The sequence below is a fragment of the Salipiger bermudensis genome (genome assembly GCF_017309175.1).
GTDB classification, from domain to species: domain Bacteria; phylum Pseudomonadota; class Alphaproteobacteria; order Rhodobacterales; family Rhodobacteraceae; genus Salipiger; species Salipiger bermudensis.
On sequence record NZ_JAEKJV010000004.1, the window covers coordinates 21,361 to 32,111 of the forward strand.

Annotated in this window: 9 protein-coding genes and 2 pseudogenes; 7 read left to right on the top strand and 4 right to left on the bottom strand. The window is 65.0% G+C overall.

Annotated features, from left to right (window positions below; genetic code table 11):
* Window positions 1–33 precede the first annotated feature (33 nt).
* The 7 genes and pseudogenes from JF542_RS06660 to JF542_RS24385 form a co-directional block, all read left to right on the top strand.
* Entirely contained in the window at window positions 34–819 is a 786-nt protein-coding gene (locus JF542_RS06660; protein WP_242533639.1) for a CPBP family glutamic-type intramembrane protease, read from the top strand.
* 25 nt (window positions 820–844) lie between these two features.
* Entirely contained in the window at window positions 845–1,444 is a 600-nt protein-coding gene (locus tag JF542_RS06665; protein WP_207075232.1) for a lysozyme inhibitor LprI family protein, read from the top strand.
* Between the two features lie 75 nt (window positions 1,445–1,519).
* Window positions 1,520–1,855 carry a hypothetical protein gene (locus JF542_RS06670; protein ID WP_207075233.1) on the top strand — a complete coding sequence of 112 codons (336 nt, stop codon included), beginning with the start codon at window positions 1,520–1,522 and terminating at the stop codon, window positions 1,853–1,855.
* Window positions 1,856–1,899: 44 nt separating this feature from the next.
* The gene (locus tag JF542_RS06675; RefSeq protein WP_207075234.1) at window positions 1,900–2,727 is read left to right on the top strand and encodes an SH3 domain-containing protein; all 828 of its coding nucleotides are present in this window, start codon (window positions 1,900–1,902) and stop codon (window positions 2,725–2,727) included.
* A gap of 140 nt (window positions 2,728–2,867) precedes the next feature.
* Window positions 2,868–4,796 carry an alpha/beta fold hydrolase gene (locus JF542_RS06680; protein WP_207075235.1) on the top strand — a complete coding sequence of 643 codons (1,929 nt, stop codon included), beginning with the start codon at window positions 2,868–2,870 and terminating at the stop codon, window positions 4,794–4,796.
* Window positions 4,797–4,814: 18 nt separating this feature from the next.
* Window positions 4,815–6,803, top strand: coding sequence for an alpha/beta hydrolase (locus JF542_RS06685; protein ID WP_207075236.1), 1,989 nt, complete (start codon window positions 4,815–4,817; stop codon window positions 6,801–6,803).
* A 326-nt stretch (window positions 6,804–7,129) separates the two neighbouring features.
* Window positions 7,130–7,346: pseudogene (locus JF542_RS24385) on the top strand (IS110 family transposase); the annotation flags it as partial.
* A 28-nt stretch (window positions 7,347–7,374) separates the two neighbouring features.
* On the opposite strand, the pseudogene JF542_RS06690 reads toward JF542_RS24385, so the two are convergent.
* From JF542_RS06690 to JF542_RS06705, 4 genes and pseudogenes are all read right to left on the bottom strand, one after another.
* Window positions 7,375–7,687 (bottom strand): annotated as a pseudogene (locus JF542_RS06690) (IS66 family transposase); the annotation flags it as partial.
* Between the two features lie 152 nt (window positions 7,688–7,839).
* Complete coding sequence (locus tag JF542_RS06695) at window positions 7,840–9,153, bottom strand: TRAP transporter large permease (protein ID WP_207075237.1); 1,314 nt, start codon at window positions 9,151–9,153, stop codon at window positions 7,840–7,842.
* Between the two features lie 21 nt (window positions 9,154–9,174).
* Window positions 9,175–9,750, bottom strand: a complete 576-nt coding sequence (locus JF542_RS06700) for a TRAP transporter small permease subunit (protein WP_207075238.1) — start codon at window positions 9,748–9,750, stop codon at window positions 9,175–9,177.
* Window positions 9,747–10,742, bottom strand: coding sequence for a TRAP transporter substrate-binding protein (locus JF542_RS06705; protein WP_207075239.1), 996 nt, complete (start codon window positions 10,740–10,742; stop codon window positions 9,747–9,749). Before JF542_RS06705 ends, JF542_RS06700 begins: the two co-directional genes overlap by 4 nt.
* Between the last annotated feature and the right edge of the window lie 9 nt (window positions 10,743–10,751).

Consider the following 10,751-nt stretch of genomic DNA (forward strand, 5'->3'; position numbering starts at 1 on the left):
CGTGTCATCCGGCGCGGGTCAAGGTGTCGGCGGATGAAGAAGGGTGCGTCCATGTCCACGAATGATCTGCCGGCCAGCGAGGGGTTCCTCTTCTTCGAACGGAGGCAGTGCGATCTGCCCTACTATAGGCCGGCGCCCGAAGGGTTCAGCCTGACAGGCTGGCTTATCGTGCTGATCGCCGTCGCGGTCTCATTCGTCGTTCTGGGCCTCGCACAACAGCATTTTCACAGTGGGATCGCCGGGTTCATTCCACCGCTGCTCTTCGTCCTCATCCCGCTCGCCGCTGTCGCCGCCGTTGCCGGGGCGAAGGCACCTTTTGCCCTGTTCCGGCCTGTTGGCCTGCGCGAGGTCGGGCTGATGGTGCTGTTCTTCATCCTGAACTACATCGTGACGATCGTCGTCGGCACCATCCTCGTCAGCGCGTTCCACCCCGCGTCGAACCCCGCGGGGGATATGGTGGCCACGGCGTCCGGAGTGGACCAGGTGCTGTTCTTTTTCTGGACTGCGGTTCAGCTTCTGGGCGAAGAGATCTTCACCATCCTGATCTTTCTCGGGGCCATGGCGGGCCTCACACGCGTGATGTCGCGCAATCTGGCGCTCTGCCTCGCCGCGCTGGTGGCCGCGATCATCTTCGGACTGGTCCATCTGCCGACCTATCAGGGGAACCTGATACAGGCCGTCACGCTGGTTCCGATCCGGATCGTTCTGCTCATCCCTTACATCATCACCCGCAACATCTGGACCTCGACCGGGACCCATGTCCTCAACGACTGGACGACCTTCGGCATGGCCGCCTACGCCGGCATGCAAGCGGGCTGACCCCAATCGCAGCAAAGGAAATTCGATGACACCGCGCTCCATTCCCCTCCTCGCCTGCCTCGCGCTCAGCCCCGTTGCGGGACTGGCGCAGGACGGTCCCGCCTTCGACTGCGCCAAGGCCGAAAGCTCCGCCGAAAAGCTGATCTGCGACGATGCAGATCTGGCCGCCTTGGACCGGCGCCTGGCCGACCGCTTCGCCGCTGCCGTCGAGGTGGCCGAAGGTCTGGACGTCGGCGCCGAGGAGACGACCGACACCCTGCGCGCCATGCAGCGTGGCTGGATCTCGGGCCGCGACGAATGCTGGAAGGAGCCGGATCTGCGGGCCTGCGTCGAGAAAGAATATCTTCAGCGCGAGGCCGAACTGGTGGCTGAATTCATGCTCGAGCCGCCGTCCGAGACGTTTGAGTTGACCTGTGGCCCGCGCGCCCTGACGGTGGACGTTTTCGCGACTGACCTGCCCGGCCTCCGGGTAGAAGAAGGCGACAGCGTCTATGTCGGTGCTCAGTTCGAGACCGATACCCCCGGCACATATTACATGCGCAGCGCTGGTGGCCTCGTCTTGGGCGACGGCGCGCCACGTATCAGCGACGTCTACGGCGAAGAGAAAGCTTGCGAGATCCAGTAGCCAGCCTCGCATTAGGACTCGAGGGAACAATCCGCGCCCGATGCGCGGCCCCCCGCTACATTGAAGGAGATAGTAATGAAGAAATTCCTGATTGCAGTGCCCCTGCTGGCCCTTCTGCCCGGTTGCCTGGAGGGCACGGAAAGCGCGACAACCTATAACAGTTCGGGCGGCACCTCGATGGGCACCGTCATCCCGCGCAGCGACGGCGGCTATGCCCTGACCTTCTCGGCGCAGGGGAACAGCTGCTCGGCCACCTTCACCAACGTCCGGCCGGGTGAAACCGAGCTGTCGCCGGTCACCTGCACCGGCCCGGGCAGCGGCAACGCCACGATGGTCTATGCCTCCGACGGCAGCCCGGATCGCGTCACCTTCGGCGGTCTAGGGATCGGAAGCGGCACTCTAGTTTTCTAAGGTCACACCGGGTCCTCGCGGACCCACATGAAAGGGCATCTCCGATGATGAAAACGCTTTTTGCAGCGGTCTGCGCGCTGGCCTGGGCCGTTTTGCCCGGGGCCGCACTTGCTCAGATGGGCCCCGACTACTGGCAGGTGACGGGCGTCGCGTCCGACGATCACCTCAATATCCGCACAGGTCCCGGCACCTCGAACCGCGTGGTCGCACTGGCACCGAACGGGGCCGTCTTCCGCAACCTTGGCTGCCGGGGCGAAGGCAATGGCCGCTGGTGCCACATCGAAACGCCCGACGGCAGCACCTCGGGCTGGGTCGCGGGCCGGTTCCTTCAGGAATCCGGCGCACCGACCCATGGTAACGGATCGGGCCAGTCGGATGTACCCGAGCTATACGAACGCCAGACCGGCGAGATCGAGGTGCGTTTCGCGCAGGGCTGCACGGTGCTCTACAATCCGGCGGGTCGCGTTGTCACGGCAGGCAGCTCCTGCTCGGGCACGCAGCGCAACCGTGCTCATGACGCGGTCGAGGCGCATATGCGGGAACAGGGGAACCACGCCGACCATTCCGGCGGCGGTTCGACAGCGGCGGACGTGAACATCTCGGGCAACGGCACGATCTACGGCGGCAGTGCGCTCAACGGGCGTATCTTCGGCCACAAGGAGGGGGCCTATGCCCTGACCGTTTCCGGCAGCGGACTGACCTGCACCGGTCTCTTTCGCCACGCGCCAGGCACGGTGCGCAGCGAAAGCGCCTCGGTCCATTGCACGAATGGGGCCAGCGGGACGGCCGTGCTGGTCCGCAACAACAGCGGAAATGGCAGCACGCTGACGATGACCCTGACCAACGGAACCGGGGGATACGTGCTCTTCTGAACGTCGCAGGGTCACGCACCTCGTCCCGATCCCCCACCCGGGGGACGGGGGTGACCACTGCCCGTGCTGCCCGGTGTAATCTCGCTGAGAGCACCGGGCACGTCCCCGAACGGAAGCCCCTCCGCCGAAGGAGTCGCCTCATGTCGCCTGACCAGATCATCGCAACCCTCATCGCGCTTATGTCATCCGCGACCGAACCCGCGTTCGACCCGCTGAAGGCCGGCGGGCACGATACCCATTACCCCGTTGCGATCGAGGCCTGCCCACGTCCCCTCGGTCCGCTGGAGGTCGAGGGCAGCACCGTGATCTGCGGCCGCGTGGACGTGCCCGAGGATCATGCTGCCACGGATGGCCAGACGATCCCGCTGGCTTTTGCTCTCCTGAAGTCACGGTCCACCGCGCCTGCACCAGACCCGGTGATCTACCTGCACGGGGGGCCGGGCGGACACACGGTGCAGGACATCCCGATGAACGCCGCTCTGTTCGATTTCCTGCGCGACCGGCGCGACATCATCCTCTTCGACCAGCGCGGGGCCGGCCTCTCGGACCGGACCGTCGCCTGTTACACGGAGTTCGCGGAGGAGTTCGTTCAGTTCGCAAAGGTGGACGAGGAGAATGTCTTCGCCGCAGATGGTCCGATGGCGAAATGCCTGACCGAGACCGTGGCCACCGGCGTCGACCTGTCGCTCTACAACACCACGCAAAGCGCCCGCGATGTGCGCGCGATCATGCATGCGCTTGGCTACGGGGCCTATAACGCCTTCGGCATCTCTTACGGTACAAAGCTGGCGCAGGAACTGATGCGCACCGCTCCCGATGGCCTGCGCAGCGTGGTGATCGACAGCATCAGCCGCGTCGACAGCCCGGCTTATGACACCAATGGCGTGCCGATGGATCAGGCGCTCGGCTGGGTGGTGGATTTCTGCATGGAAGATGACGCCTGCGCTGCGGCCTACCCGGATCTTGAGGAAACGGTTCACGCGGCGGGGCGTCGGCTGACCAAAGAGCCGAAGCTGACCGTCGCCGGCGAGGAAATCGAAGCAGGCATAATGTCGGAGCTGATCGATTTCAGCAACGTCGTGGCAGGGCCGTTCACAGCCTACCTGCCACAGGTCTTCACCGAACTGGCGGCGGGTGAGACCGCGACCCTTGAAAAGCTCATCACCGGCGGATTCGACCCGGACCGCAGTGCTGCTGCGATCATGGGCCGATACGGCGCTGGCCTGAGAGATCTGGACAGGACGCTGGCTGAGGTCGCGCTGATGGAAGCCGGCCAGATGCGCAGCGCGGGGGACGCGGCGGCAAAGCTGCTCGCCACCCTGTCCGATGACCTTGCCACCTACGGCGCGCTCAACACCGAAGCGCTGCTGGACGAGGCGCTGTCGGATGTCGCCGCGCGGCTTGACCTAGATGCGCTGCTGGCCTTCCTGCGCGATTACACGCTGTTCATCGGACAGGACCCCGACCGCGCCGACATCGAAACCCTGATCGCCACGCATATGCCAGATGTCGAACAACCCCGCCTTTTGGGCATGGTCGCCGCGATGACTGAAGAGGATGTCGCGGCCTTCTACCGGCGCGCGCGGGTCGATGCAGCAAACCTGACCGCACTGGCCCGCATGATCTTCGGGCTTGGCATCATCGCGTGTCAGGAGGATTTCCCCTTCAACTCCCTCGAAGGCTACAACGCCGTGGCAGCCGACTACCGCTTTCCGTCGATAGATGCCGGTGTTCGGGAGTCGACTGCACCGCTCTATGGTTTCTGCGAGTTGTTCGACAAGCACCCGCGCGAGGGTTTCCACGATCCGGTGGAAAGCGACATTCCGGTGCTCGCCATGTCCGGCACCAAGGACACGCAGACCAACCCGGATGCCGCAGAGAATGTTGTACGGACGCTGACGAACGGACAGGCGGTACTTTTCCCCGAGGCCGGCCATGCGGTGATCATGTTCTCGCAATGCGCCAAGGACGTGGCCGAGGGCTTCATTGAGGCACCGACCGCGCCGGTGAACGCGGCCTGCACCGCCGCCCTGAAGCCCAGTTTCCATGTGCCGCCGCAGGCGCAGTAAGACCGCAAGGAGAAACCGATGTCGCCAGAGCAGATCTTCGCACTGATCGCCGCCTTGACGGCAGAGCCCGATCCCGAGGCCTTTGCCACGCTGAAAGCCGGAGGCGCCGATCCGGCCTACCCGGTGACGGTGGCGCCCTGTGCCCGCCCGGTCGCCCCGTCCGAGATCGACGGCAAGACCGTCATCTGCGGCACCATCGAGGTGCCCTTCGATCACCGCGCGCCGGATGGGCCGAAGATCGACATCGCCTTCAACCTCTACAAGGCGCATTCCCTGTCGCCGCAGCCCGACCCGGTGATCTATCTGCACGGCGGCCCCGGTGACGGCACCGTCAGCCGCGTCGCCAGAACCATCGGTTTCTTCGAGCACCTGCGCGGGCGACGCGACATCATCGCCATCGACGAGCGCGGCGTGGACAGCAGCGCCCCCGAGATGGATTGCTATTCGACTTTGGGCGATCAGCTTGGAGACGTGGTCGACGCGCGGCTCCAGGGCCTCGAGATGACGGTGCTGGAGCAGGATTTCATATCGGAATGCCTGGCGGAGCTTGACGCAAAAGGCATCGACATTTCGCTGATCAACACCGAACAGAACGCGATGGACGTGCCCGCCGTGATGTCCGCGCTCGGCTATGACAGCTACAACATCTACGGCATCTCATACGGCACCAAGCTGACGATGGAGATCCTCCGGCAGGATCCGCCGGGTATCCGCTCGGCCGTGATCGACGGCAACGCACCGCCCTGGCTGCCACTCTACTCGATGTTCTGGCAATCCCATTCCGCCCCGATCCAGCTCAGCCTCGCACCCTGCGAGCGCGACCCGGTCTGTGCCGAAGCCTATCCCGACATCACCGCCCGCACCTTTGCGCTGTATGAGACGCTAGCCGAGGCGCCGGTGGACGGGCCGAATGGACCGATCGACGTTGGCACCGTCTGGGGCGTGATCGACCAGCGGGTGGACGTGACGGGCAGCTACAAGGCCATCTCCCCCTATATTCCATTGATGGTCACGCAACTGGAACAGGGCGACACCACGGTCATCGACCAGATCCTGTCCGGGGCGCTGCCGCCGCAGCCGGCCACATCCAGCGCCGAGGCCGCCCGGGCCGCAGCTCTGGCCGCCGGGTTGTCCAACGCAGAGATGGCCCGGGTGGAGGCGATGCTGTCCGCCGCCGCGCATATCGAGATCGCGGAAAGCACGGTCGATCGGGCCGCGCAGGAGCTTGAAGGCTCTCTCGACGCCGACGCACGCGACACCACGCTGGCCGAGATCTTCGATGACCGCCTCGCCGCTGCGATCCGCGCCATGCCTGATCAGGCGGCACGCCTCGCTGTCGGGCGCGACTACCTCGATCTGCGCTTTGAAGAGCCATTGGCCGCGCGGCTGGTCACGCTGATCGAAACCCACATGACGGGCGAGACCGCCGAGGCCCTATCGGGGCTTGCCCGTCAGCTTGACGCGGCAGAGGTCGCGCGGGTCTTCGAGCTGATCCGTGACGACAACGAGGCCACGGTGCAGGACGTCGAGGGCGCGCTGCAACTCTACCTCTACGCCTGTCAGGAGGATTTTGCCGACGGCTGGAATTCGAGCGAGAAGTTCAGTCGGCTGATGGCCGAAGACGGCACATGGGGGCCTCTCATGCAGGAGGCGATCGTCGACATGGTGGCGAGTTTCGAGACGGCGTGTCCCCTGTTCGAAAAGCACCCGCGCGAGGACTGGACCTCCGTTGGATCAAGCGACCGTCCCGTTCTGTCGATGAACGGAGAACTGGACACGCAAACCGCCGGAGTTTGGGGCGAGCTTGCCGTGCAGGACTACAGCGACGCCCAGGTGGTCATGGTGCCGGAATCCGGCCACGGCACGATCCGCTTCAGCCAGTGCGCCAAGGACATCACCGCTGCCTTCATCGAGGACCCGGAGGGCGCGCTTGATACCTCCTGCGTCGAGGACCTGCGCCTTCCGGTCATGCTGCCGGACGGGACGATGCACCCTCTGCCTTATTGATGAGAACGGCGGGGGCCTGGGGCGTGCTTCCGCCTCCCGGCCACGCGACTTCACGATCGCCGAAAGATTGTCGCGATGATGCTTTTGCGGTTCCTGCGACGCCCCTCTGTGCGGCGCCCGGGTCGCCGACCGGCTGTTCAGCGGCGCTTGCACCGATTTGATGGAAGGTGGATCAGGAAACGACCGCGCTTAGGGTGTCGACGATCACATCATCGCCGGCGGCGAACGAGACGTCCGCGTTCAGGCAGCATCCGGCAATGGGCGCACTCATCCCGTCGTCATCGTCGCGCTCTTGGACATGGCTGAGTTGAAGGACCGGGTCGTGATTGGGTGACCGATACCTACGCCAGCTAATCGTTGTCGGTATGACATCGCGCATCCGACAAGTTACGACCCACCCCGAGCGCGCCGACCCCAGGCTGACGAAGCCTTTGCAGAGAAAGCCAGCGCGGCTTGCGACTGTCGCCATGGCCAACAAGACCGCCCCGGATCATGTGGGCTGTATTGACCAGAGAGGAGCTCTGCAAGCCGCACGCCGTATGAGACGTAACCGGCCGGTAAGGACCGCAGCTCAAGCGACGGCCTTGGCCTTTTTGGATTGCGACACCCAGTTCCACGGCAGCCGGTCGTCGAGGCGGTTGATCTTGTGGTCGACGATGCGGGCCGGGATGTCTGCCAGGTAGGCTTCGGAATCATCGCCGCTGAGTTTCGCGCTTTCGATGATCGTCATGGCTTCCGCGAAGGTCTCGCCCCCAGCGTTGGCTCCGGCGAAGAGCCAATTTTTCTGATCAATCACCACCGGCCTGATTGCGCTCGGCCGGGTTGGTGTCCATGGCCACGCGGCAGTCCTCCACGAAAGGCGTGAAGGAGGGCCAGCGGCGGAGCGCGACGCCGGAGACTCATCCGACTTGATGCACTGCGCAAGCATGTGATCGGACGGCTGAAGAACGGCTGGCCGCGCCGACGTGCGGCGCCAAGATCCGCTGCCTTGAGTGCGCGCCGGGGCCACGAGCGGGCGTTGCCCCGGCGCAATGGGTCAACCGCCGTAAAGCAGGTTTGGCAGCCAGAGCGCGAGCTGCGGGAAGGCCACGAGGATGACCACTGCCAGCCCGAAGAGCAGGAAGAACGGCACCGAGGCCCGCGCCACCCGTCCCAGTGGCCAGTTGGTCAGCCCCTGCAACACGAAGAGGTTGATACCGACCGGCGGCGTCAGCAGCCCGATCTCGACCATCAGCACCAGAAAGACGCCGAACCAAACCGGATCGTAGCCCGCCGCCGTCACCAGCGGCAGCGTCATCGGCAGGGTCATGACGATGATCGCCACCCCGTCGACGAAAATCCCCAGCAGCAGGTAGAAGACCGCCAGCAGCATGATCAGCGCCAGCGGATCGAGGTTCATCGCCCCGATGGCCGCGCCCAGTTCCTGCGGCAGGTGCAGGTAACCCAGCGTTGTGGAGAGCAGCGAAGCAGAGATCAGGATGATGCAGACCATGGTGCTGGTCTTCACCGTGCCGAGCAGGCTGGCGCGGACCAGGTCCCAGCTCAGCTCGCCCAGCAGGATCAGCACTACGAAGGCCGCCAGGACCCCCACCGCTGCCGCCTCGGAGGGCGTAGCAATACCGGAATAGATCGCGCCCAGCACGATCCCCATCAGCGCCACCACCGGCAGCAAGTCCAACGCCGCGCGCGTATAGTCGCGCAAGGTGAAGTTCTGGTGCCCGGCCGGGGCCACGCTCGGACGTATCAGCGCCATCAGCATGATGAAGGCGGAATAGAGCCCCGCCACCACCAGCCCCGGCAGCACCCCCGCCGCGAACAGCCGGCTGACGGAGACCTCGGCCAGAATGCCGTAGATGATCATCGCAATCGACGGCGGGAGCAGCAGTCCGAGGCTGCCCGCTCCGGCCAGCGAACCGACCGCCAGCCGTTCGTCATAGCCGCGCGATACCAGTTCCTTCGAGGTGATCTTGCCCACGGTGGCGGTGGTTGCCGCCGACGATCCGCTGACGGCTGCGAAGAGCGTGCAGCCCAGCACGTTGGTGTGCAGCAGCCGTCCGGGGATGCGGTCGACAAGTGGCGCAAGCCCCGTGAACAGACGCGCCGAGACCGAGGAGCGAAAGATCAGCTCGGCGACCCAGATGAACAGCGGCACCGCGGCCAGCTCCCAGGTGGAGGCGCTTCGATAGGTGATCGAGCCCGCGATCGAGAAGACGCGGGTAAACGGCATACCCACGAGGAAATGCAGGCCGGCGAAGGAGACGAGCAGAAGCCCGGCAAAGATCCACACGCCACTCCCAAGCGTGACAACCAGCATCGCGATCAGCGCCAGTCCGGCGAAAAGCGGGTCCATGAATTCCCTTTCTGCCTGTCTCTACAGGTCGTTCTGAAGCGGATCGTCGCTGCCCGGCGGGACAGGACCGGGCAGGTCGAAGATCTGACGCAGGATCCAGGCGAAGACCTGAAGACTGAATATCCCGAGCCCGAGGGCACAGACCGCTTCGGGGATCCAAAGAGGGATTTCCGCGATCGAGCTGGAGGTGCGCCCACGCTCGAAACTGCGCATCGCGGTCTTGGCGATGACCCAGGCGATCTGCGACGTCACCGCCAGCGTGGCAACCCCGCAAAGCGTTTCCAGCGCCCGGCGCGCCCGGCCAGAGAGCCGGTCGACAAGCAGCCCGACCCGCACCAGAGCGCAATGCTCGAACGCATAGCCGAGCGACAGGAAGGTGGCGCCTGCGATGGCATAGCCCACCATCTCGTCGAGCACGAAGGTCGAGCGGTCGACCAGCCGCAAACCGATCTCCAGCAGGATATGCAGCACCATCCCCACCACCAGCACCGCCGCCACCACGGCGGCGGCCTGCGACAGGGCAAAGACGCAACGCTGAAAGAGCATCGCCGGCCCGGTCTGGCCGGCGATGTCATGGGTGTCGGACATCCCGCTCATTCCGCGCGGAGTTCCTCGAAGGCGGCGAGGATCGAGTCCGCATCGTCGCCCATCTTGTCTTTCCACTCTTCGAGCGCCGACTGCGCGGCCTCTTTCAGCGTCGCCAGATAGGCGGGATCAACACCGGTGACGACGGTCATGCCGTGGCCTTCCATCTCGGCGTAGTTCTGCGCCACGCGGTCTTCGAGCAGACCCCAGCCGAAATCCTCTGCGGTGGCGGCGGCTTCGGTCACCCAGGCCTTCTGCTCGTCGGACAGCGCCTCGTAGACATCGCGGTTCACATGCACGAACTGCAGCGGCATCGCGTAGTTCACTTCGGTGAAATGCGACTGCTGCTCCCAGAGCTGCGCCGCCGCGCCGCCATCGGCGGAGGTCAGCACCGCGTCGATGGCGCCGGTGGAAAGCTGCGGCACGGTGTCGGCCCAGCTCAGCTGCACCGGGGTCGCGGCGGTATTGCCGAAGGTGATGGTGCCGTTGGCGTCGTAGGTGCGCAGCTTCACCCCGTCGAGTGCCTCCATCGAGTCGAGCGGCTTGTTGCCCCAAAGCCCGCTCGGCGGCCAGGGCGTCGCAAACAGCAGCACCTGATTGTCGTCGGCCAGCACCGCCTCGTAGTAGGGCTTGGCGATCTCGTAGAGCTGGCGCTCTTCCTCGGGGGTGGCGACCAGGAAAGGGATCGACGACAGGATGAACACCGGGTCGATGCCCGACCACGGCGTCGCGAAGGAAGAGGCGAGATCAAGCGCGCCATCGCCCACAGCGTCGTACTGGTCGATGGATTTGTATCCCAGCGCCGCGCCGTGATGCGCGGTCACCACCACATCGCCATCGGAAACCTCTTTCAGCGCGTCGATGAAGGTGTCCGCGGATTGCGCGTGCACCGAGTTTGGCGGGTATTCATTGGCCAGATCCCAGGTAACCGATTGCGCCCAGGCGGGCAGCGCGGCGACGGCGAGCGCCCCGGCGAGAAGCGGTGTGGTCAATGCGTTGGTCATGTTCTGATT